The sequence below is a fragment of the Bradyrhizobium sp. USDA 4369 genome (assembly GCF_054056435.1).
Genome location: NZ_JBSRYH010000001.1, coordinates 1,893,859 through 1,916,659 on the forward strand (window position 1 = coordinate 1,893,859; position 22,801 = coordinate 1,916,659).

General features: G+C 59.4%; 16 protein-coding genes. 13 read left to right on the forward strand and 3 right to left on the reverse strand.

Annotated features, from left to right (window positions below; genetic code table 11):
• Window positions 1–23 precede the first annotated feature (23 nt).
• Entirely contained in the window at window positions 24–902 is an 879-nt protein-coding gene (locus ACVIJ6_RS08610) for a LysR family transcriptional regulator (protein WP_456772353.1), read from the reverse strand.
• A 252-nt stretch (window positions 903–1,154) separates the two neighbouring features.
• On the opposite strand from ACVIJ6_RS08610, the gene ACVIJ6_RS08615 reads away from it, so the two are divergent.
• From ACVIJ6_RS08615 to ACVIJ6_RS08665, 11 genes are all read left to right on the forward strand, one after another.
• On the forward strand, window positions 1,155–2,732 hold the full coding sequence (locus ACVIJ6_RS08615) for a class I adenylate-forming enzyme family protein (protein WP_456772354.1): 1,578 nt from the start codon (window positions 1,155–1,157) through the stop codon (window positions 2,730–2,732).
• Window positions 2,732–3,001, forward strand: coding sequence for an acyl carrier protein (locus ACVIJ6_RS08620; RefSeq protein ID WP_456772355.1), 270 nt, complete (start codon window positions 2,732–2,734; stop codon window positions 2,999–3,001). Before ACVIJ6_RS08615 ends, ACVIJ6_RS08620 begins: the two co-directional genes overlap by 1 nt.
• A gap of 15 nt (window positions 3,002–3,016) precedes the next feature.
• Window positions 3,017–4,213 carry a beta-ketoacyl-[acyl-carrier-protein] synthase family protein gene (locus ACVIJ6_RS08625; RefSeq protein ID WP_456772356.1) on the forward strand — a complete coding sequence of 399 codons (1,197 nt, stop codon included), beginning with the start codon at window positions 3,017–3,019 and terminating at the stop codon, window positions 4,211–4,213.
• Between the two features lie 51 nt (window positions 4,214–4,264).
• Window positions 4,265–5,011, forward strand: a complete 747-nt coding sequence (locus ACVIJ6_RS08630; RefSeq protein WP_456772357.1) for a beta-ketoacyl synthase N-terminal-like domain-containing protein — start codon at window positions 4,265–4,267, stop codon at window positions 5,009–5,011.
• Window positions 5,011–5,724 (forward strand): enoyl-CoA hydratase/isomerase family protein, encoded by a 714-nt coding sequence (locus ACVIJ6_RS08635; protein ID WP_456772358.1) that lies wholly within the window; start codon window positions 5,011–5,013, stop codon window positions 5,722–5,724. Before ACVIJ6_RS08630 ends, ACVIJ6_RS08635 begins: the two co-directional genes overlap by 1 nt.
• Complete coding sequence (locus tag ACVIJ6_RS08640; protein ID WP_456772359.1) at window positions 5,721–6,821, forward strand: alcohol dehydrogenase catalytic domain-containing protein; 1,101 nt, start codon at window positions 5,721–5,723, stop codon at window positions 6,819–6,821. The genes ACVIJ6_RS08635 and ACVIJ6_RS08640 overlap by 4 nt, the downstream gene beginning before the upstream one ends.
• 29 nt (window positions 6,822–6,850) lie before the next feature.
• Window positions 6,851–8,323: a B12-binding domain-containing radical SAM protein gene (locus ACVIJ6_RS08645; protein WP_456772360.1), complete on the forward strand. Its 1,473-nt coding sequence runs from the start codon at window positions 6,851–6,853 to the stop codon at window positions 8,321–8,323.
• A 42-nt stretch (window positions 8,324–8,365) separates the two neighbouring features.
• On the forward strand, window positions 8,366–9,139 hold the full coding sequence (locus ACVIJ6_RS08650; RefSeq protein ID WP_456772361.1) for a nitroreductase: 774 nt from the start codon (window positions 8,366–8,368) through the stop codon (window positions 9,137–9,139).
• 5 nt (window positions 9,140–9,144) lie between these two features.
• A complete protein-coding gene (locus ACVIJ6_RS08655; RefSeq protein ID WP_456772362.1) occupies window positions 9,145–9,621 on the forward strand; it encodes a 3-hydroxyacyl-ACP dehydratase FabZ family protein in 477 nt (158 codons plus the stop codon).
• 56 nt (window positions 9,622–9,677) lie between these two features.
• The gene (locus ACVIJ6_RS08660; protein WP_456772363.1) at window positions 9,678–10,619 is read left to right on the forward strand and encodes an alpha/beta hydrolase family protein; all 942 of its coding nucleotides are present in this window, start codon (window positions 9,678–9,680) and stop codon (window positions 10,617–10,619) included.
• 936 nt (window positions 10,620–11,555) lie between these two features.
• Complete coding sequence (locus ACVIJ6_RS08665) at window positions 11,556–12,398, forward strand: condensation domain-containing protein (RefSeq protein WP_456772364.1); 843 nt, start codon at window positions 11,556–11,558, stop codon at window positions 12,396–12,398.
• Between the two features lie 213 nt (window positions 12,399–12,611).
• Here ACVIJ6_RS08665 and istB read toward each other — a convergent pair whose 3' ends face one another.
• Together istB and istA are read right to left on the reverse strand one after the other, a co-directional pair.
• The gene (istB, locus tag ACVIJ6_RS08670; protein ID WP_012041725.1) at window positions 12,612–13,355 is read right to left on the reverse strand and encodes an IS21-like element helper ATPase IstB; all 744 of its coding nucleotides are present in this window, start codon (window positions 13,353–13,355) and stop codon (window positions 12,612–12,614) included.
• An 11-nt stretch (window positions 13,356–13,366) separates the two neighbouring features.
• On the reverse strand, window positions 13,367–14,899 hold the full coding sequence (gene istA / locus ACVIJ6_RS08675; RefSeq protein WP_083780767.1) for an IS21 family transposase: 1,533 nt from the start codon (window positions 14,897–14,899) through the stop codon (window positions 13,367–13,369).
• Between the two features lie 235 nt (window positions 14,900–15,134).
• Here istA and ACVIJ6_RS08680 point away from each other — a divergent pair, with 235 nt between their 5' ends.
• Together ACVIJ6_RS08680 and ACVIJ6_RS08685 are read left to right on the forward strand one after the other, a co-directional pair.
• Window positions 15,135–21,770: an amino acid adenylation domain-containing protein gene (locus tag ACVIJ6_RS08680; protein WP_456772365.1), complete on the forward strand. Its 6,636-nt coding sequence runs from the start codon at window positions 15,135–15,137 to the stop codon at window positions 21,768–21,770.
• A gap of 16 nt (window positions 21,771–21,786) precedes the next feature.
• Complete coding sequence (locus ACVIJ6_RS08685) at window positions 21,787–22,767, forward strand: TauD/TfdA family dioxygenase (RefSeq protein WP_456772366.1); 981 nt, start codon at window positions 21,787–21,789, stop codon at window positions 22,765–22,767.
• The last annotated feature ends 34 nt before the right edge of the window (window positions 22,768–22,801 follow it).

The following is a 22,801-nucleotide window of genomic DNA, read 5'->3' on the forward strand; positions in this document are numbered from 1 at the left end:
CGCTTGTTTCTGCGGGAGCGCACTTATTTGCTCATCCAGTCCCTCATATTTTCCTCCAAGGCTACCTTCAAAGCGGAAACAAGGTCCGCTTGAAAGCCCTGTTCGAGGCTCTTCGAAAGATACATACCCAAAGAGCGCGTCAATCCGAAGTCGTCGAGGGGAACTGCTGATAGTTCGGTAATCAGACTCAGTGGAGCGATTGTTATACCATTCATGGATTTAACAGCCTCCATAGCGCGCTGGTCCTGATTCGTCTTGAGGACCACATTCAGGCGAACTCCTCTCGCGGTGAGGATGTCGTGTCCGTCACGGCTGCGCTCGCAATGACTCCGCAGTATGAAGGGCTTACTGTCCAGCTGTTGCACCTTCACACTGGAACAGGCCGCGAGACTATCATCGGGCCTGCAGGCGAGAACGACCGGCTCCTCGACGAGCGGGACCCATCCTCCGCTACTTGCCATGTTGAGCGCCATGATCGCAGCGTCAATACGTCCGCCCGACAGGGCGGCCAGTAGAGTGTCGGTCGAGCCCTCGCGCAAAGCAACATCGATGTCGGGCTGCAATGTCGCGAGGCTTTGTTGGAAAGCGGTCACGCATTGCATCTTGATGGTCGAGAGGACGCCGATTTTTATGCGGCGACGGCTTTGGCCACGCCTGAACTCAACCTTGGCTGCTTCGCATTCCTTCAATATGCGCGCCGCCTTGGCATGGAACGATTCTCCCGGAAGTGTCGGACGCATCTCGCCACGCTTTCCCTCGAGGAGCGCCCCCCCCAATTCCTCTTCAAGCGCTTTCAGGGCTGCCGAGAGTGCGGGCTGGCTGACACCCAGTTTACTTGCGGCGACGGTAATGCTGCCGGTTTGCACGACGGCACAGAAGTAGCGCAATTGCTGAAGCTTCATTTCGATCTCCCTCTCCAACAAGCATAACGGAAATCTATTTATAGGATAACGAAATTCGACTTTACTTATGCTTGTGGAACCTTATTCTGGTACGCAATCCGACGTGACGAGCAACCCAGGTGGCCCAGTACCTACGTGTGGGGCATAAAGGGTGCCTTTGCGCCAGTATACAATTTAGGGGTGCTCGACTGCATATCATGATCCTTGGCGTGTGCGCCATGGTCTCGCCGTGAGAATGATTAGGAGCGTTGGATGTCTGAGTTTCTGCACAGCCGATGCTTTCGAGCGCAACACATGGGGGCGGTTGCGTTACATCTTCTGGAGCCCGAACTCAGGGTGACGTACGACGAATTGGCAGTTCTCGTCGTCGAAATGACGGATCTGCTGAAGAGTTGCGGAATCGGCCCTGGCTCTCGGTTGGCGGTGGTGGCGACGCACTCTTTGGAGTTCGCTTCAACGCTGCTATCGGCGTCCCGCCTCGGAGCTGCCGTCGCGCCTATCGATGCCAGTTTGCGGGGTCTGTCGCTCGCCGACCATCTCGTCGCCGTGAATGCAGACGCAATTGCCGGGCCCGTTGCTGTTCTAGCGCGAACGTCACGAGAGCTTTCCCGTGTGCGCATTGCCTTCGACGACAGAGATCACGCCAAACGGCCAAGACTCTCTGGTGTTGTCACAGTCAACGGCGAAGCATCGCCCTTTCAGCTCATGGCAACGAACAAAGATGGACCTCGGGACGCTGCGGATACGCGAGAGGATTGTCGCCCGACCGATGATCTCCTTCTGATCGCGACTTCGGGAAGTACTGGAAAGCCAAAGATTGTTCGGCTGAGCCACGCAGCCGTGATCTTTAACGCCGTAGAGCATCTTCACAGCCTCGGGCTGTCAGGACCATTCCAAGCGCTGCAAAGTCTCGGATTGAGCTATAGTTACGGCCTGATTTCGTCGTTCCTGTCACCACTCGTCGTCGGTGGGACAGTGGTACTCCCCCCACGCGGCGACATCACCGGTCTGAGCCAAGCGATCGAAACGGGCCGACCGACGGTCGCCCTGATGACCCCGGCCTTGATCGAGCACCTGGTGAACACAGGATCACCGACGCAACTCGCTGTGCTTGGCGAGATACAGCGTCTCGGGATCGGTGGTGACGCCTGCCCGGAGTGGTTGCGGCGGACAATCGCCGAGACATTTCCCTCGACCGCAATCTACGTGACTTATGGCGCGACCGAGGCTGGTCCGCGAATTGCGACCCTTCCGCCAGCGGACTTCCTGGCCCATCCCCTTTCCGTCGGCCTTCCGCTGAATGGTGTTCAAGTGAAGGTCGTCGACGAGGCCGGCGCCCCGGTCCGCTCGGGCATGAGCGGACGCCTCCTTGTATCGACGCCATCCCGGATGAGCGGATATCTCGGTCATGCAGAGCCCACCTCGCAATGGCTTGAAATCGGCGACATCGCCGCTGTCGACGCGCAAGGATACCTAAGCATACAAGGTCGAGCCGACCGTGCCTTCAAATATCGGGGCCGGATGTTCCATCCCGCGCAGGTCGAATGCGTGATCAAGCGCTTTCCCTCGGTACTATTCAGCCACGTCGAACCGATGGTCGGCAGCGACGGTCTGCAGGCGACAGTCCACTACCGATCCGGAACAGACAGCGCCCATCTCAAGACGCAGCTTCTGCAGCATTGCCGGCGCAATCTACCGGGTCGACTGGTTCCCAGTCACTTCATCACAATTGCTGAAGACCATTTCTCCTTCTTCAAGGGTCGCCGGCTTCGCTTTGGTAGCGAGAGCGGCGGAGACCAAGCGGAAGCCAGTCAACAAGGGAGAGCATGATGGAAAACGATGAAATCGTCCAAAGGCTGAAGCGCATTCTCGTCGACGATCTGTTCGTTGCGGACAGCCCGGACGACATCGGTCTCGACAGCGCTCTTGAAGCGGACGTCGGCCTTGACTCAGTCGGCTTCGTCGAATTGGCGACCCTGGTCGGCGAGGCCTTCAACATCGAGATTTCTGACGAGACCGTTGGCCAGGGTCATTTCGGCTCACTGAGACAACTCAGTCAATTCATCCGCAGTCAAGTTGCAAGTCGTGTTGACTCATAGGCCGGAGTGAGCACGATGAGGGAAATCCCACGCGTCGTCGGGATGGGATGCGTCTCCGCGGTCGGCGAGAACGTGGCGGAGACGTGGCGTGCATTACTGGCCGGCAAAAGTGGCATCAAGACGGTCAGCACCTTCGCGTCAGACGGCTTGCTGACGTCGGCGGCGGGCGAGATTCATCTTTCACCCACGCTACGCGCACGAGCCACAGCTGAGGCCGCGCCATCGTCACGACTGGTCCTCTTCGCAACCGCCGCCATCGATGAGGCCCTGGCTGATGCGGATGTTCAAATCGCCTCGCTGAAGCAGAGCGGAGCGAAGGTCGGTATGGTGCTCGGCACCTCCTTGGGCATGTCGCTCGTCGCTCCCGATCGCTGGGACGAACGGCTGACCGAATTCGACGGCGACGCCGCTAACGACGATCTCGGCGCTCTGACAGAAGTCCTGGAAGATCGGTACGGGCTCGACGACGACGTCACGCTCGTAAGCACAGCATGCGCTTCGGGTACGCACGCCATCGGTCTTGCGATCGACATGATTCGATATGGTGGCTACCATACCGTGATTGCAGGCGGCGCCGATAGCCTGGATCGTATGAAATATCTCGGGCACACGGCGCTTTCAACACTGACTCGCGGGATACTATGTCCCTACTCCCGTCATCGCAGCGGAACGCTGTTTGGCGAAGGCGCGGGCATATTGATACTTCAGTCAAGCACCATGTCGTTGTCGAAACGATCCTACGCGACCTGCCGTGGCGCCGGCTATAGCACGGACATCAATCACATCACCGCTCCGGATCCCAACGCAGTGGGCGGCATATGGGCGATACGCGCCGCGCTCGATGACGCCGAGCTCGCGCCTGACGACATCGATCATGTCAACCTGCATGGATCTGGAACGCCACTGAACGACTCAGCGGAGTACAATGCGCTCTCGAATGTCTTCGGTAGCCGTCTGCGTCGGCTGCCTTGCACATCGATCAAGAGTGCCGTTGGGCATGCGATGGGCGCGGCCGGTGGACTAGAGGCGGTGGCAACTGTGCTGAGCCTACGAGACGGCGCGGTTCCACCGACACTCAATTCAAAGGCCGACGACGTGGAATTTCCACTCGACTTGGTGACGGACGCGACGCGCGCCACCTCCATCCGCTTTGCTATGAGCAACTCCTTCGGGTTTGGCGGAGCGAACGGCGTCTTGGTTTTCGGGCAATAGCATCTCGTTGTTGTGGGTCGGATTGAGCATGGCGGTACGGAGGGCGGCGGCATGACGAGCATCGAAGTTGGAGGCGTCGGCATTGCTTCTCACGCGGACGCTCTCGGCGGTTCGGGCCTCGATCCTTCAGTTCTGAGAGTGCTCACCACGTCGGGTCGTCAATGCGCCGATACCGCATTGACGGCGTTCAAAGCGAGCACGCGGCAGCGCTATCTCGACGATTCGGTTGGCCTGGGCCTGCTTGCATTGGATAATGCGATGCAGGCTGCCGCTATCGACCCTGGCGCAATAGCGGCATCGCCGGCGCGCACCGGACTGTTGATTGCCACGAAGCGCGGGCCGGTCCGGACTCGGGAGCAGTTCCTTGAAAGCTATTTTGCGCGAGGCCGCAAGTCAGCGTCCGCGACGCTGTTCTCCAACTGCGGCTATAACATCGTCAGCGCGATGCTGGCGCGCAGCCAAGGCATCCGAGGACCAGTTCTGACCTTCGGGATGGGAGGCGGGTGGAGCTTTCGGCTCCTTCAGATCGCCCAATACCTGTTCGCTGCGAAGCGCGTCGAGCGGCTGGTCGCCGGATACGTCGATGTGAGCGATGCTGCGATGGCGGTATTGCTCCCCGTCACCACGCAAACAACCGACCTGGCCTGCCTGCTACGCTTGCCGAGGCCCGGCGAGATCCGCGTCCAAAGTCGCGCGGGAACAGCTACATGGGATACCGCCAGCCTCGAACAGGATTTTCGCGGTCTGTTGGCAAAGGTCGGCGCCCCTCCCATGACGGACACCGCGGGACGCGTTTGATGTCAGTATCACCGCTGAAATATGTGCGGAAGGGAGCCGTCGCCACGGTCCGACTTGAGCCGGCTGACGGGCGGGTTCTCCTCACGCCTGACCACTTGCGGAGCCTCTCGCTCATCCTGACTGAGATCGCGAGCGATGCGGACATCGCGCTGATGCTTCTCGAAAGCAGCGGGTACGAATTCTGCTTGGGAGCCGACTTGTCCTATCTTCGCGCGTGCCGGCGAGATGAGGCTGAACGCTATCTGCGGCAGGGGCAGAGCGTCATCGCGCAGCTCGAACATATGCCAATTCCGACAATTGCCGCTGTCGGTGGAACAGCTATGGGCGGAGGCTTCGAACTCGCTCTCGCCTGCGATCTTTGTTGGGCCCATCCACGCGCGACCTTCTCCTCTCCGGAACTCCGACATCAGCTCGTCCCGGCTTGGCACGCAATTCCCAAGCTACGCAGGATTCCCTCTGCGCTGGCTTGGGAGTTGCTGATGGGGCATCGGATTTCGGCACGTCGTGCTCACGAGGTCGGCCTGGTTGGGCGACTATTCGGTGGCGGAGATTTCCTCGCCTGGGCCGAGGACTCCGCAGCCACTCTGGCCGGCCACGGACGCACCGCGTTGAATTCCATCAAGACGCTATGGAAAACGACGGACGAGGCTCAGCACGACGCCCTAGCGATACGCGCATGTTTCGCTTCGGACCATGCGGAGGAACTCATATGAGCCTGTCTGAGTACCAAGCTTGGCGCATGGTCCAATCTGACCGTGGAGCGGCTTCGCCGTACACCTTTGAACGGTTCGCCTCGCCGCTACCAGAAATCAAGTCCGGCGAAGCACTCGTCGAGATTTCGGCGTGCAGCATCTGCGGCACCGATCTGTCGTACTTTTTCGGTGATGTACCGACGGTCGTGCCGCCGCCGGTGACTCTCGGCCACGAGGCAAGCGGACGGGTCCTGCGTGGTGGCGGGATCGAGGGCAAGGCAGTAATCCTGCCGACGATCGTTCCCTGCCGCAAATGCGAACTGTGCCGGACCGGCCGCGCGAACCGCTGCCTGAATCAAAAGATGTATGGCGGAAATCATGGACCCTGGGGCGGCTTCGCCAGTCACATCGTCGCACCGATTTCAGAGCTCACGCTTGTGCCCGATGACTGTCAAGTGCCATTGGAACGACTGGCCGTGGTCGCTGACGCGATCTCGACTCCTTATCAGGCAATCCGGCGTGCGCGGGTCGAACCTGGCACCAAAGTGGTCGTGATCGGCGCAACAGGGGGTCTCGGCGTCTATTTGCTCCAGCTTGCCCGCTTGCTTGGCGCTGCCACCGTCATTGGCATCGCACGCGACGCAGCTAAGCTCGACGCGCTACGGCCCTACGGACTCGATGCAGCCATTGTAAACGATGGCCGTCCGGTCAGTGACCTTCGCCACGAAATCTGGAAAGCATGCAAGACGTCCGGCATCAATCCGCGCTGTTCGTGGATCATCTTCGAGGCGACTGGCACTGTTGCCGGTCAAGAGCTCGGCCTATCCCTGCTCACATTCGCTAGCCGGCTGGTACTCGTCGGGTATGCGCCTGGCGCGGTCAACTATCAGCTATCCCGCGTCATGGCCCTGGATGCCGAGATTATTGGCAGCTGGGGGGCCGATCCGCGTCTGTACGCTGACGTCCTGCAGTATGTGATCAACGGCCAACTCGCCGTCGTGCCATTCACGGAGACACGGCCGATGCGGCGGATCGCTGAGAGTTTCTCTGAACTGCGTGCCGGACGGAAAGATGGTCGACGAATTGTTCTAACTGCAGACTGGACCCAGGACAGCTGAGGCTGAGACCTTCAGCAAGGAGATTTGCGATGAGCGGCGGCCGTGAACGAAGGACCGGATTTGTTGACGACATAACCCGCACGGGCTACGTGCCGCAGCCCGAGCGCGTTCTGCTCACGACGGCTCCACGCGACATATATGTTGATGAGGGCTACGACGGCGATATCCCATGCATCACCGACGATGGTCGCCTTGACTGGTTTGCTCATCATCCGCTCGCTTATCCCGAGGAGTACCAGCCATCGGTCAAATCAAGAGCCTATGAAATCGCGTTCCTGCAGGAAAACGTTCCCGGCCCAACCTATCTCGAACTCCCATTGCAGGACGAGATCGAAGCACAGCTTGCAACCGGCCACTACACTGTGCTCGCGATCACGGCCTATACTTGGATGGTACCCTGGGCCCTGAAATTGGCCGAACGTGCCCGTAGAATCTACGGCGTCCGTGAAGTCTGGCTGGGGGGCTACAGTGTGATGACGCCCGAGCCGCGCATCAGAGAATTGTTCGATCGCCTGTTCTGGGGCTATGGCGAAGGCCTGTTCCGACAGGCGCTCGGACTCAGCCATCTCAAACCCGCCGAGATGAAGCATCCCCTGCTCATCAACGAGTCGACATATCTAGCGCACAAAATCAAGATCGGCCACCTGTTCTGGGAACGCGGTTGCACCCAACGATGCACGTTCTGCGCCGATCCTGTATTCCAGCCAGGTGGCGAGGCCGCGATGTCGCTCGACGCTGTACGAGCTGTTCTTGACGAGTACAAGAAAGCCGGCGTCGTAACGGTCCACCTCGTCAATCAGGATGTCAGGCCGTTCAGCAAAATGGGCAAGCAGGTGATTGAGCTGCTAGCCGAATATCGCCTTCCGTTCACGATGATGACGAGCTTTCTTTCACTAACGTCAAAGGGACAAGAAGGATTGAGTTGGCTCGCTGAGAAGGGGCTTACCATGGCCCAATTGGGCGTCGAGTCCCTCGATGACGGCAATCTTTCCAAGTCACTCAAGACGACCAATCTCACTCATATCCGCCAGACTGTTCAGGATATGGATGCTGTTGGTATCCGCCTTTCGGCTACCTACATTATTTGCTTCGAAGACGATACGCCTGAAAGTATTCGGCGCGCCAAGAGGCTACTCGGTGACCTTGGACCGATTTACACCTATTTCAGCGTCCTGCAGCCGATGCCCGGTACACCTCAATATCACGACATGAATCGTCGTGGCCTCATCAACGACTGGAACTATCGCCGGTGGACCGGTGGCTACCTGGTATGGAACCATCCGGTTATCCGCCCCGAGCAAGCGCGCGAACTCGTTCGAGAAATGGATCTCGCGATCAACACGCCGCAGGAAAATCGGCGTCTCAAGCGTGAATGGGAACGGATCAATCGAATGCGCGAACGCATGAACAGACGACCGGGCGCCATTGGCGACCATCGCCCGCGGGCGCGCGTCTATTACGATCCCAACGACACGGCTGCGTTCGGCCAGACAATTGGATGATCTCGGCCCGCTCACCAGGTCATCACTGAAGGACGACCCGAGATGGATGATGTTGCAAGCTCTTCGGGAGACAGCCTGAGACATGCCGGCCGCAGCAGTATGGATGCCATCGCTGCGATGCTCGAACGACGATCGACGCGCGGCTTCGCCGACCGTCCAGTCGAGCGCGGCATGATCGATGAAATCCTTGATGCGGCCCGCTGGGCGCCGAGCGGTGCCAACATGCAGCCATGGCAGGTCTACGTGCTGTGCGGTGGCTGGAAAGAGAAGGTCACTACGGCGATGATGGCAGAGCGGGCCGCCACGCATCCGCCTAAGCCAGACTACTCATATTACCCCGATGAATGGTTTGAGCCTTACCGCCATCGGCGTCTCTCGTTGGGATCGGCGATGTACAAAAGCCTTGGCAGATACTTGTCGCCAAAAGCACGCGAAGACTCTTGGAATCGTAACTACACCTTCTTCGGAGCACCGGTTGCTCTTCTGTTTTTCATCGACCGGAGACTAAACCTCGGCTCATGGCTCGACTACGGCATGTTCCTTCAGAATGTAATGCTCGCAGCACGGGCGAGCGGCTTGGATACCTGTCCGCAGGCATCAATCGCCGACTATCCAGATGCAATTCGCCGCGTCCTCGGGATATCGGATCATCTGCTCCTTCTTTGCGGCCTGAGCCTCGGCTATGCGGACCCGACACAGCCGGTCAATTCTTTTGAGCGTACGCGTTTGGCGGTGTCTGACTTCACAACCTACCGCGGCTTTGCCGACGACATCCCCCTTCCCCCACCCTCAGCCGATCTTGGCGAACAGGAGTAAACTGGATGTCCGCTCAATTCCGTCCAATCGGCTTCACAGAACTTAAGGAACGATATCTGCCGCAAAGATATCCGCTTCTGATGTTGGACCGCGTCACTGGATATCAACCGGGCGAATGGATCAAGGCAACCAAGGCCGTCACAGGAAACTCTCCGGAACTCGTCGGTCATTTTCCCGAACGCGCAATTCTGCCGGGATCGGCAATGATGCAGGCGTTCGCTCAGCTCGGCATCGTGTTCTTCAAGGTCACCAATGGATTCTTGGCAGAGGACGAATTGACAGTCGTCTCGTCCTTCAAGATCAGATTGATGGCGCCAGTACCGCCCGGTGAGATCCTGGAGCTGTCACTAACGGCTCGCGGCTTCACGCCAAAGGTCGGGATGTTCCGTGGGTCTGCTACGATCGGCTCAAAGCCCGTTGCAAGCGTTGGACTTTCCATAGCGAAGACAAAGCTCAGCGTCTACGAGGACATTCTATGGTGACCATCGGACAGCGCTGCCCGAACAACAACAATCGACCTTAGATGGGGCAGGATAGCATGGTTCAGACGCTGGAGAAGGCCGTGACGTTGGCGCCAGAGGTGGTTAGCTTTGCATGCGGAGACGGCTACCATCTTCACGGGCACTTCTGGAGGTCTCAGACGTCGAGCGAACTCGGCTCTGTCATTATCAATCCGGCCACAGGAGTCCTCGCGCGCTACTACCATCCATTCGCTAGGTATCTTGCCGAACGCGGATTTTCAGTTCTGACCTATGATTACCGCGGAATTGGAATGTCGCGGCCCACCAATCTTCGATCGGCTTCATTTACGTGGCGCGACTGGGGAGAACTCGACTTTGCTGCTGCCGTTGACTGCGTGCATAGCCTGCAACAGTCCGGACCTCTCGCTGTAGTCGGACATAGCATCGGCGGCTTTTTGCCCGGATTCGCGCCCAACGCAGACCGTATCGGCCGAATTCTCGCGGTTGCGGGGCAGTATGCCTACTGGAAAGACTACGATGCACGTCACCGAAGTCGTCTCTTTCTCCGATGGCATGTGTTCATGCCGATCGTAACATCAATCTTCGGCTATTTTCCCGGACGCCGCCTGGGCTGGCTTGAGGATCTGCCGGCAGGCGTCGCCTACGAATGGAGTTTCCGTCGACACCTTCTGGAGTTGAGCTATCCGAGGCGAGATCGTGAGACGGTCTTGTCTCGTTTCGCCAACGTACGCGCGGACATTCTTGCAATCGGCTTAAGCGATGACGAGTATGGCACCCCGCGCGCCATTCAAAGGGGCCTTGAGTACTATACCGGTAGCGAGCGCTGGCAACTTCTCTTGCAACCCGCGGATCTGAGCTGTCAGGCGATCGGTCATTTCAGCCTCTTCCATAGCCGCTATCGAAACTCCTTTTGGGCAAAGGCATCCGATTGGCTTCAGAATGGCATAAACCCCTGGCCGGCCGCCGAATATGGACGATTTATCCGCCAGACACCCTGATTTTACGTAGTCGGATCGGACTCGCTGCCCTTTAGTCATCGGACATACGACTGCTGGAGACACACGATTTTCTTATCGCGACTGACCTCGAACATCGCAGGACTGCCCGCTCCCTGGCCGACACCTCGGGTGACCAGACAAGGTCACCGGCACGTCGATGGGCCTCGAGCACTTGACGGTCGGCAATGACTGCAGCCGTTTCGTTGACTGCGGCATTGACGGATTTCGCGGAAAGCCACCTTCAGGTACGCCGAGCACCATTGACGATGCGAGCACAGGAGAGTGGCCTGTCGGTCCGAACGCGCCTTCCTGCTGTGCTTGGACGAGAGGTCCCAGATCTAGGTGCTCGACGGCAGTCAACCAACATTACAACTGCGTCCTCGTTCGCCGGCTTGCAGGAGCCAGAAATACGAAAGGCACCACCTTGCGGTTCGCCGCCAACGACATTGCGACTGACCAAGTCTCGGCACATGCCACAGCCGCCACAAACGCGTTAGCCCGCTCCCGGGACGACGAGATGATGCTGACCCTCGGTCCACATTCGGCGGGCGACGTCGTTACATCGATGATCTCACAATATCTGTGATGCATATGCGTGATGCCGAACATCCGCACAGCTTCACAAATACGCTCTCGCTCGATTCTGCTTCGGCACTCAATTTGCGGCTTCCGAACACGATCAAAAGTCAAAAGAACGCTTGCAGAACTTCAGGATGTATACTTTAATACCGTCAATCTAAGGTAAATCGCTGGAGAGTTTTGGGGTAGGCCGCTCCGTCGTAGCGAGCGGCTCGTGATTGCCGCTTCGACTGTAAGCGCATCTCATCGCCGTAGATCTTCATCAAAGCATGGCTGCACAATGTTGCTGTTCAACCAGTAGCGTGCGGCTTTCTGCGTCCTCTTTCTGCGCAAGCTCGTCTATCTTGGAGAGCATCCGTGACCCATACGTTTTCAGCTAGCCGGGACACCCACTTCGAACCAAGCCGTCTGCAATCCGCATTGTTGTTAGCCGAGTCTCTAGGCAACCCGGATGACGTGTTTAATCTTTCCGAGGGACTTCACCTCATCGGCCGCTTCGATGTCAATGCCGCTAAAGCCGCGCTGAGCGAGGTCGTGACCTATCACGGAATGCTCCGAGCTCGATTTATCAACGATGGCGACCAGTGGACGGCGTGCATACAGGACGAGGCAATTCCGAGGTTTGTGTCCAGGGATCTGTCCGGACACGACCCGACCACAAGACAGGCCGAGGCCCGCAAGGTCGCCACCCGTTTCGCTCAAGAGCGATTTGATGTTTCGCTTGCTCCTCTTGTTCGGTTCCTCGTCATCCGGCTCGCTGAGAACGAGCACATTCTATTATTGGTCGCTCATCACCTCGTAGTTGATGGATGGTCCCTGCACGTCATACTTCGTCAATTCGAGGCGCTCTACTCAGGAACAGAAAACACGAGCTCCCAGGATAACAGCAGCTACGCAGAATGGGCGAAACAGGCAAACGCTCGCTTTGATCAAGACTGTCGCTATTGGCGCAACTCTACCCAGGGTTCACTGGAGTCGATAAACCTTCCGGCCGACTGGTCCAGGAACGATGTGAGATTCGAACCTAAATCGATTTCGCGCCCGCTGGATAAAGACAGTTGGATGGCCGTATCGAAGATTGCGACGAGTTCGTCTGTCACGCGGAACACAGTTCTTATCGGAGCACTCGCCGAGTTGCTTCGGAACTGGACAGGCCAATCATGCGGATTCCGACGAAGTCGCCCAGGCGTACCGATATGAAGTCGCCCGTGGATTCCGAGACGATGTCGCCCACCTTTCCGATTTGATCTCGCCCAGCGGCGAGGCGTTCTGGCCGGCTGGTTCTCTGGCATCGGTCAAGCCGCGCGGTCAATCTGGAATCGCGACTTCAACCTTTTTTCTTCTTCTGCGGTTGCTGTGGGCATGTGGACAACGCGATTGCGTTGTCCAAGCGCAGCGGCATGTCCACGGCGCTCAGGTCTTTCGGGCGGATTGCCGAGTTCGGCGCAGGCTCTCACCGGTGAGGTCGAGCCGATGGGCATTGTGGACGAGGCGATCGAGCACGGCGTCGGCATAGGTGGGATCTCCAATGAGCAGATGCCACTGGTCCACGGGGAGCTGGCTGGTGACGATGGTGGAGCGATGACCGTAGCGATCTTCGAGGATTTCCAGGAGGTCGTGACGGGCGCCGGCATCGAGCGGCTCGAGCCCCCAATCATCGAGGATCAGCAGATCGACACGGCCAAGGCCGCGCAACAGGCGTGGGTGACGACCGTCGCCGCGGGCGAGCGCCAGATCGTCGAACAGGCGCGGGACGCGTTGATAGAGCACGGAGCGATTGTCGCGACAGGCCTTGTGGCCGAGCGCCGAGGCGAGCCAACTCTTGCCGACGCCTGCCGGGCCGCAGATCAGGAGATTGACGTGGTCGTCGATCCAACGGCCCTCGACAAGCTTGGCGAACAGCGGGCGGTCGAGACCGCGCGGGGTGCGGTAGTCGATGTCCTCGACGCATGCCTGCTGGCGCAGCTTGGCGTAGCGCAGGCGAGTGGCGAGCCGTTTGTCGTGCCGCAGCGAGGCTTCACGTTCGAGCAGCAGAGCAAGCCATTCGGCGTGACCGAGGCTGCCAGCCTCACCGGCGGCTTCGATGTCGGCGAAGGCCTTGGCCATGCCGTGGAGGCCGAGGGCGTTGAGGCGGTCGAGGGTCGGATGGGTGAGCAAGGGACGGTCTCCTAATTGTAGTAGCGCGGTCCGCGGATGTTGGCATGCAGGATCGGCGCATCGTCCGCGGAGCGCTGGTGAGCGGGACGCCGATCGAGATTGTTGGCGAGGATCGACTTGACCGAGCCATAGGTGCGCGCGCCGATGTCGATCGCCCGCGCAGCCGCCGCGTCCAGCCGTTCGCGCCCATAGGAGGCGGCGAGCCTGAGGATGCCGAGGCAGGCGCGGAAGCCTTGTTCGGGGTGCGAGCGCTCGTCGAGAATGAGGTCGCACAATGCGCTGGTTGCCGGCCCGATCGCGGCGGCGTCCTGACGGATACGCCCGATAGTCCAGCCGGCGTAGCGCCGATGGCTGGAGGCCATGTGCTCCGGCACGGTGGTGTGCTTGTGATTGCCACTCATGCGCTGATGCGCGGCAATCCGCTCGCCCTTGTGGAAGATCTCGACGGTGCGGGCGGTGAACCGCACCTCGACCTCGGCACGCGCGAAGCGATGCGGAACGCTGTAATAATGCTTCTCCACCTCGACGTGGTAGTCGAGGCTGACGCGGCGGATCCGCCACTCGGCGAGCACGTAGGGGCTCGCCGGCAACGGCTTGAGCGCCGGCCGGTCGATCTCCTCGAGCAGCCGGCGGCGCGTCACGCCGAGCCGCCGGATCGGCCGCTCCTCGTTGAGCCTGGTGAGCAACTCGCCGATCGCTGCGTTGACCTCGGCGAGGCTGTAGAAGACGCGGTGGCGCAGGCGACCGAGCAGCCAGCGCTCGATGATGAGGACGGCCTGCTCGACCTTGGCCTTGTCGCGCGGCTTGCGAGGTCGCGCCGGCAAGACGGCCGTGCCGTAATGCGCGGCCATCTCCGCATAGGTGCGATTGATCTGCGGGTCGTAGAGGCTCGCCTTGATGACTGCGACTTTGGTGTTGTCAGGCACCAGGAGCGCCGGGACGCCGCCGATCGCCGCGAAGGCGCCAACATGGGCGCTGATCCAGTCGGCGAGCCCCTGCGTCCACGTCGCCTGCGCGTAGGTGAAGCTCGAGGCGCCGAGCACGGCGACGAAGATCTGCGCCGTCCTCCGCTCGCCGGTGAGGCGGTCGACCACCACCGGCACGCCGTCGCCCGCGTAGTCGACGAACAGCTTGTCACCGGCCGCGTGCGCCTGGCGCATCGTCACCGACAGGCGTCCCTCCCAGGCGCGGTAAAGCTCGCAGAAGCGCGAGTACCGGTATCCGCCGGGCTCGGCGCCGATGTACTCCTCCCACAGGATCGACAGCGTCACGTGCTTGCGCTTGAGCTCGCGGTGCACCGCCGCCCAATCGGGCTCGGCGATGCGGCGATGACCCTGCCGGTTACCGTTGCCGGTCTTGGCGAACAGGCGGGCCTCCAGGGCCGCGTCCGTGAGTTCGTCGGGCAACGGCCAGCTCAGGCCTGCGGCCTCGAACCGCCGGATGGTCAGCCGCACTGTCGAGGGCGCCGCGCCCATCCGCCGAGCAATCTCGCGGCTCGGCAGCCCAGCCGCCTTCATCCTGATCACATCGCGCACACGGCGCATCGCAAGCCTCTCCGTCGGCATCCAGGGTCCCCCTTCGCAAAGCCGAAAGGTTGACCCTATGGGAGCCAGAAGAGGTCTCGTCACCCCGGGTTCGCTCTTGCGATACCCGGGCGACATCATCCCGGAATCGTGGGCGACATCATCTCGGAACGGGTGGGCGACTTCAAATCGGAATGGTGGGCGAGATCATCTCGGAATCCTGGGCGACATCGATCGGAATCCGCACCAATCAGACATGGCGATCGCAATGCCGGTGGCAAATCGCTCTGGTCGGCGGGTTCGCAATACCGTCGGACTTTTCGCGAACATTGTCGCGATTCAGATAGCCAGCGATCAGGCTGATCCGTTTTCTATCAAGCTGCATAAACTTCAGATAGCAATCAACGAGGTCGCCAGACACGGCACGACTCCGCTGGATGCAGCAGTACGTATGGACCCCATGCGCCGCTCTGAGACCAGGTCACCGTATCAAGTCGGCTTCAATTATATTCCATGGGACTCGGGGGCTATACAGCTCGACGGCATTGTCGCTACCCGTTGGCAGTTTCCAAGCCTCTTTTCCAAGATGGGCCTGTCATTCTACGTCCGCCCAGTTGATGCCGGGCATGCCCTCGTCGAGCTCGTATACAATGCGGCGGCGTTCGACGAGCAAACCGTCAACGCGCTGCTGGACAGTTACTGCAGCCTGCTTTCGTCACTTATGGTAGGCAGGGAGCCGACACTCGCGTCCGCAGATGTCAGCGTTGCACCTATATGCGAAGAGAGCACCGCAACCGACGTCCTTGACCGCCTCGCAGCGCATGCAGCGGGTGATAGAATGCGCGAGGCGATCAGGTACGGCGAATGTTCACTCAATTACGGCGCGCTTGAAGACATCTCCAATCGACTCGCGAATATGCTAGCCACGAGGGGAATCGGTCATGGAGACGTGGTCTCGATTATTGCTCAGCGGAACCACGCGTTGCCCTTGTCGCTACTGGGGACCTGGAAGTTGGGAGCGGTGGCGGCCGTTGTTGACGGCCGTCATCCCCCAGCGCGCATCATGGAACTGGTGAGGCTCTCAGGCGCCAACTTCGTTCTGATCGACGAAGATTTTGAGCCGACGATCCTTCACGGACTACAACACTGTCGCGCGATCCTCATTCCGTCACGAACACCTCCATGCCACTGGTTTCCGGAGCATTCGGAGCTGCGCCCGTTAGTGGAGCGAAGTTCGTCAGATCCGGCTCTAATTCAATTCACGTCTGGCACGACGGGAACACCCAAGGGGGTCATCACCAGCCACGCTCCGCTGTCGCGCTTTCTTGCCTGGCAGAAGCACGAGTTCGCGCTGATGCCCACGGACAGGTTTTCGTTCTTGTCCGGCATCGGTCACGATCCCTCGCTTCGCGATATGCTCGCTCCTATTGTGGTCGGTGGCTCCTTGGAAATTCCGTTGCAGGAATTGATCGACGAAGGTGCACTTGGTGCATGGATGGCGGAGAAGGAGATCTCGGTCGCGCATTTGACGCCGGCGATGGGCCGGCTCGCCTTTGGCACGGTATCGCATCTGCCTAAACTGCGTCTGGTCTTCTTCGGCGGCGACGAGGTACGACCTGGCGATGTCGCAATGTGTCGCAGGGTTTCTGCGGCAGAATGCACCGTATTCTACGGAACGACGGAAACGCCACAGGCGGTTTTGTTTCACCGTTGCGGTTCACGTGACTCCGATCGAGCCAGGGTCCCCCTGGGACGCCCAGTGCCTGGTGTCGCTGCTGAAGTCCGCTCCAGCTCCGGACGCAGAGCCGGACAGTGTCAGATCGGCGAACTGATCATTTGGGGTTCGCAGCTAGCGAACGGCTACGTTGTCGATGGCCAATTACAGGTCGACGGGAACTTCCTGCCCGCCTCGGACAGCCTTGGAAGAGGTTACAGGACAGGAGATCTGGTTCGCCTAAGGGCAGATGGCTTGCTCGAGTTTGCAGGACGGTCTGATCGGCAGGTCCAGATTCGCGGCTACAGGGTCGCACCTCAAGAGGTCGAAGCGGCGCTATGTACAATCGAGGGCGTCCGCGAGGCCGTTGTCATCCCGCGCGTGGATCAGCTTGGTGAAGCATCTCTCGCGGCATTTTACGTGGGAGACCAGAAAGGTCCGCCGACACCAGGCACGGAATGCGGCATCTTTTTCTTTGGTGACGGAGAAACAAGAACTGGACCCGGACTATACGACTTCTACATGCAGGCAGCGACAAGGGCGGACAAACTCGGCCTTTGCGCCGTCTGGACACCGGAGCGGCATTTTACCGAAATTGCATCAGCCTTTCCGAACCCCTCCTTGCTGGCAGCCTCGGTCGCGATGGTGACCGAACGCATATCCCTGCGTGCCGGAAGCGTCGTTGCTCCTCTCCATCACCCCATTCGTATCGCGGAGGAGTGGGCGATAGTCGATGTCCTGTCGCGCGGACGAGCTCAGGTCGCTCTGGCCAGCGGCTGGCTGGCCGACGACTTCGTACTGGCGCCATCGGCCTACGCCGCGCGAAAGCAAGCCGTCTTGGCCGCCGTTCCTGTGTTGCGGACGCTCTGGCGCGGCGATCCTGTGGCTCTTCTAAATGGCGCGGGCGAGAGTAAGGAGACCGCGATCCGGCCCCTTCCGCTTACCCGAGGAATTCCTCTTTGGCTGACTGCGACCTCAAGCACCGAGACATTTAAGGCTGCGCGCGAGCTCGGCACGAACGTGCTGACGGCATTGAATAACCAGAGCTTGGCGGAACTCGCCAGCAACGTTGAACTCCTACGCGCGCATAGTCCTGCCGGCGTTCGCCACCCCAGAATTGCAGTGATGCTGCACACATATGTGGCCCCCACAGACGACCAGGCGCGAAGAATTGCTGCTCCCGCGCTGAGAGAATACCTGCGCAAACACGCAAGTTTGAGAGCGTCCTACTTGCGCGATGCGAGGAACGATCGAGCCATTTCCGAGATGGATATCGAGGACGTGTTGGATGCAGCTGTGGAACGAATGCTTCAACAAGGGCTGATCGGCTCGCCTGCCACGTGCGCCGATCGTCTGCAGGCCCTTGAGGCGATCGGCGTCGATGAGATCGCCTGCCTGATCGACTTTGGCGTGCCGGGTGACTTGGCATTGGAATCGATCGAACGAATCGCTGAGGCCGCCCATATCGCCAGCACGCGACGAGGCTTGAACCCAGCCGCTGTCCGATCCGCACTTGAAGCGCGCCTGCCGCGTCAGATGGTACCGGGATCGCTCCAGAAGGTTGATAGCATACCTCTGACCAAAAACGGAAAGGTTGATTACCGCGCTCTTCTTGCCGCATTGAGCGGCGGCCAGGAGCGGCCGTACTCGGCGCCGACCACAGGCGATCAGTCGATGCTGTGTGCAATTCTGGCCGAGGCATTTCAAGTACCGAGGGTTGGAATCGATGATGATTTCTTCGAGCTTGGTGGATACTCGTTGCTCGCTCTCAAGGTCGCCCGCCAGTTCGAGGAACTGTCCGGCAGGACGCTACCCGTTCGTCTGATTTTCCTGAAGCGAACCGTCAGCGGCATTTGTCAAAGCATTGCTTCTCCGACGCGGAGTACCACCGACTGCTCGGCAGCATCGACGCAAGAGGCATTTCCTGGTGCATGGCCGCTGTCTATTGTGCAGGCCAATCTTTGGATGGCTGAAGAACTCTCGGAGCTCTCGGGGGTCATGAACGTGACGGCAACCCTCCGGCTTCGCGGAGAGCTGAATGCCGAGATGCTACGCCGGAGCGTAAGTGTTGTTACCAACCGCCATCCAATGCTGCGCACAATCTTTGTGAGGACCGAAGAGGGCATTGTACAGCAGATGATAGAGCTTCCGGATGTCCCGTTCATCAAGACGGGCTCTACGGAGAGCGATGATGTGCTGGATGAACGTGTTCGCCGGCTTGCAAACGAACCGATCGATCGGTTCACGGCCACGCCGTTTCGCGCGGTCCTCATCGCAAACGGACCAAAGGATCACGTTCTTGCTCTGACCGTGCATCATTCTGCGAGCGATGGACAGTCCCTCCACCTCGTCCTATCCGAGATCGCAGACGCCTATCGGTCGTTTGCGGCGGACCGAGAGCCTGCTCTTCCAGCGCTGCGTTCTCATTACGCTCAATATGCGGAGCGATACTCGCCCAAGCCACTCAACGAACAAACGGTTCAGCGCTTGCGTCGCCTAGCAGACAAGCTGCGGGATGCCGATCCGGTGCTTGAATTTCCGGGCGCTAAGCACAGGCTGCGCGGGACTGCAAGAGCCGGATCAAGCAGCAGCATTCTTCTCCCCTCTGATGTTCACGAGCGGTTAAGAGTGTTTTGCGCGACGCATGGATGCACTCCCTTCGCCGTGTTCCACGCCACATACGGAGTGCTTCTAGCTAACTATAGTGGCAGGGACGACTTTCTATGTGGAATCGCCACTGCGGGCCGACCTCTTCCTGAACATGAGCGGACAGTCGGTCCGTTTGCGAACCTCGTTGTTTCACGAGTGCAGCTGGATCTAGCTCTCACCTTCTTGGATGTCGTTGCCGCTTCGAGCCGAAGCGCCATTGAGGCAATGGACTCCGAGAGCCTGCGCTTCGAGTGGCTCCTTGAAGAGATGTCGCCTGCGCGCCCAAATGACCGACATCCCCTTGTGCAGGCGGTGATCACCGTCCACGATTCTTTGCAGGCTTCGGGAACGATGTCCTTGCCAGGGCTCGATGTCGAACTCACTGTCGGCGAGCATACGCAGCAAGTCCTCTTCGATCTTACACTGGCCGCAATCAGAACCGATGCCGGCTGGTCCTTGCGATTGGACCACGCAGCGGACGTATTTGACGTAGCCGGAGCGCGACGATTCCTTCAAACATTTCGCAACATCCTCGTTGACGGACTATCGAAGCCGCATGTGCCTGTGTGGAATCTGGAACTGGTCAACGCGGAGGAGAAGATCCTCCTACTGAAGTACGGGCGCGGCTCCGATTCGCCAACGCCGACGGTGCCGCTGCATGACTTGGTCTTGAATCAATCGGCGCGACGCCCGAATGCTATCGCTGTCAGGTATCGCCAAGGAGCGGTGACTTACGGCGGATTGGTTCAACGATCTACCGAGATCGCCGGAAAGCTTCTCGCATGCGGTATTAAACCTGGCGATGTCGTCGGCATCCACATGAGGCGTACGCCGGACATGGTCGCCGGCCTTCTCGCCATACTACGTTGTGGATGCGCCTATCTCCCGCTAGAGCGCGATCTTCCCGACGAGCGTCTTAAGCTGCTTGTGACGAGCAGCAAGGCACGTTGTGTCCTGTCGGACGATGCGTCCGCCGGACAGCCCCGGTTTGGAGTCGGCTGTATCGACTCGGGTGAACCCACGGCGGAGGACGATCAGGCCATTGCGTCGTGGCCTCGGGTACCTGTCCAGGACACGGCATGTGTGCTGTTTACGTCGGGATCGACCGGAGTGCCAAAAGGGGTATGCATACCCCATCAAGGCATTGTGCGACTGGTCAGGGATACCAACTATATCGCGATTTCGGAGTCTGACGTCATACTGCACGCAAACACACTGGCGTTCGATCTGTCGAACTTCGACATCTGGGGAGCGCTGACGAATGGCGCTGCACTTGCTCTCATCGACGATGAGTTGCCGCGTCTCGACGCGATCGCGGATGGCGCGAAGCGCCACGCCGCCAATGTCGCTCTTCTCGCAACCGGAGTCTTTCATGCTCTCGTAGAGGAGATACCCCAGGCGTTGATGCCTGTTCGAACGCTGCTAGTGGCTGGAGACGTGCTATCACCGAAGTTGACGTCCGAGATTCTGGACAGGCAGCCGGACCTCACGATTATCAATGGCTACGGTCCAACCGAATGTTCCACCCTCGCAACGGCATGGCTTGTACGCAACGGATCTACGGTGCCATCACCGGTCCCCATTGGACGGGCGATATCCAATACACGAACGTATGTCCTCAACAGGGGACTGCAGCCAGTCCCTGTGGGGATGGCTGGCGAACTCTACATCGGCGGTCCCGGCGTCGCTAACGGCTACATCGAGCGGGAGGACCTTACCGCAGAGCGATTTATACCGAGCCCGTTTGACCGCGACGACGTGCTCTACCGGACGGGAGACGTTGTATGCTTGGCAGAAAACGGCGAGTTGCAGTTCCTCGGCCGTGCTGATCAGCAAGTGAAGATCAGGGGCATTCGGGTCGAACTCGGCGAAGTTCAGGCAGAACTGCAGAAGCTCCCAGAAATCCACGAGGCCGTCGTGCTTCCGATTGGCGACGGCGCCTTGCGCACGCTCGCTGCCTTCGTTGTCACTGTCCGTCGCGCCAGTATTCATAGTGAAGACGTGATAGCCGCGCTCCGTCAACGGCTACCTCCCTATTTAATCCCATCGATCGTACGAATCCTCCCGATAATGCCGCTTACCGTGAACGGTAAAGTCGACCGAGCAGCGCTCATTGCACTCGGCAAACGGCATGCTGCGCGCCCTGGAGACCCGCGAGACGCAACGCCGGCAGAGCGCCTGGTCGCAGACGTGATCAAAGACGTTCTGGCGATCGCAGACGTAGGCTTGGACGATGACTTCTTCGACTTGGGAGGCACCTCGCTTGCGGGTTTACGGGTGGTCAGCCGCCTGCGCGTCCTGTTCAACATCGACCTAAAGCTCGCATCGGTGTTCTTGCGTCCGACAGTCTCAGGAATGGTGCAGGTACTGAAGTCGTCTGAGGCACAAGAGGGACGGACCGAAGCCGTTGCCCGAGCCCATCTCCGAGTCCGTGCTGATCCCGAATTGGGTCTGACATCAGGCAGGGTTCGTCACGAACGACATATCACGACACCTGCGGAAGAGCACGGCGCAGCAGCGGTCGAATAGGCGGAAGAGGCAAACGATGACACGCACCTTAGAAGACGGAACGAATATCCCTGTTCTTGAATGGGACCGTGGCCAGGGCGTCTCCGCTTGGCTCTCCTCCCACCGCCATGTCGTCGAGACAATACTGGTAAGCAGCGGTGCTGTTCTCTTGAGAGCAGCCCTGAACCGAGCCGAAGATCTGGCCGAGATATCAGCTGCTCTTGGCTATCGTCGCGCCGAATTCGACGAGGAATCATCGCCGCGCAGCCGAGTGTCCGGCGATGTATTCACATCTACCGACTATCCGGCCAGCTATCCTATCCAAATGCATAATGAGTATTCTTATGCATCGGCGTGGCCTCTCCGAATCATATTCGGCTGCCTACAACCAGCTGCCCAGGGGGGAGAGACCCCCATAGCCGATATGCGCCAAGTCTTGGGATTGCTCGATCCGGAATTGGTTGATCGGTTTCGTCGAAAGAAGGTGCTTTATCGCCGAAACTATACATCGGGCATCGGCATCGACTGGAGAACGGCATTTGGCACGACCGACCGTGAAGTCGTGGAGTCCTACTGCGCGAGGAACGGCATCCATGCCATCTGGACTGCAAAAGACGGGCTCTGCACCGAGCAGATCGGCGATGCCGTGTTGATACACCCGGTAACCGGTGACGAGGTCTGGTTCAACCATGCTTTCTTCTTCAACGTGCGCTCGCTGGAGCCCAAAGCATTGAGGGAGTTCCTGCTTCAGGAGGACGAAAGCGATCTCAGCACGCAGACGTTCTACGGAGACGGGAGCTCCATCGGGGCCGACACGATCGAGCAGATCCGTACAGCGATGGCTCGCTGCACCCTAGCGTGGCCATGGCAGACAGGCGACGTACTTATCGCGGACAACATGTTGATGGCACATGGCCGCGGCGCTTATGCCGGACCTCGCCGTATCGTGGTGCTTATGGCGAATGCAATCTCCAGGGCGGAGGTTATGGCGCGATCTATCGACCGACAGAGGCGTTGATCGCACACCATGTCCTGACATTCCTGAATACTCA

What these genes read in the sequence shown, in the direction of transcription:
- ACVIJ6_RS08610 (WP_456772353.1), bottom strand. Translation starts at nt 902, where the DNA reads ATGAAGCTTCAGCAATTGCGCTACTTCTGTGCCGTCGTGCAAACCGGC.
- ACVIJ6_RS08615 (WP_456772354.1), top strand. Translation starts at nt 1,155, where the DNA reads ATGTCTGAGTTTCTGCACAGCCGATGCTTTCGAGCGCAACACATGGGG.
- ACVIJ6_RS08620 (WP_456772355.1), top strand. Translation starts at nt 2,732, where the DNA reads ATGGAAAACGATGAAATCGTCCAAAGGCTGAAGCGCATTCTCGTCGAC.
- ACVIJ6_RS08625 (WP_456772356.1), top strand. Translation starts at nt 3,017, where the DNA reads ATGAGGGAAATCCCACGCGTCGTCGGGATGGGATGCGTCTCCGCGGTC.
- ACVIJ6_RS08630 (WP_456772357.1), top strand. Translation starts at nt 4,265, where the DNA reads ATGACGAGCATCGAAGTTGGAGGCGTCGGCATTGCTTCTCACGCGGAC.
- ACVIJ6_RS08635 (WP_456772358.1), top strand. Translation starts at nt 5,011, where the DNA reads ATGTCAGTATCACCGCTGAAATATGTGCGGAAGGGAGCCGTCGCCACG.
- ACVIJ6_RS08640 (WP_456772359.1), top strand. Translation starts at nt 5,721, where the DNA reads ATGAGCCTGTCTGAGTACCAAGCTTGGCGCATGGTCCAATCTGACCGT.
- ACVIJ6_RS08645 (WP_456772360.1), top strand. Translation starts at nt 6,851, where the DNA reads ATGAGCGGCGGCCGTGAACGAAGGACCGGATTTGTTGACGACATAACC.
- ACVIJ6_RS08650 (WP_456772361.1), top strand. Translation starts at nt 8,366, where the DNA reads ATGGATGATGTTGCAAGCTCTTCGGGAGACAGCCTGAGACATGCCGGC.
- ACVIJ6_RS08655 (WP_456772362.1), top strand. Translation starts at nt 9,145, where the DNA reads ATGTCCGCTCAATTCCGTCCAATCGGCTTCACAGAACTTAAGGAACGA.
- ACVIJ6_RS08660 (WP_456772363.1), top strand. Translation starts at nt 9,678, where the DNA reads ATGGTTCAGACGCTGGAGAAGGCCGTGACGTTGGCGCCAGAGGTGGTT.
- istA (WP_083780767.1), bottom strand. Translation starts at nt 14,899, where the DNA reads ATGCGCCGTGTGCGCGATGTGATCAGGATGAAGGCGGCTGGGCTGCCG.
- ACVIJ6_RS08680 (WP_456772365.1), top strand. Translation starts at nt 15,135, where the DNA reads ATGGCGATCGCAATGCCGGTGGCAAATCGCTCTGGTCGGCGGGTTCGC.
- ACVIJ6_RS08685 (WP_456772366.1), top strand. Translation starts at nt 21,787, where the DNA reads ATGACACGCACCTTAGAAGACGGAACGAATATCCCTGTTCTTGAATGG.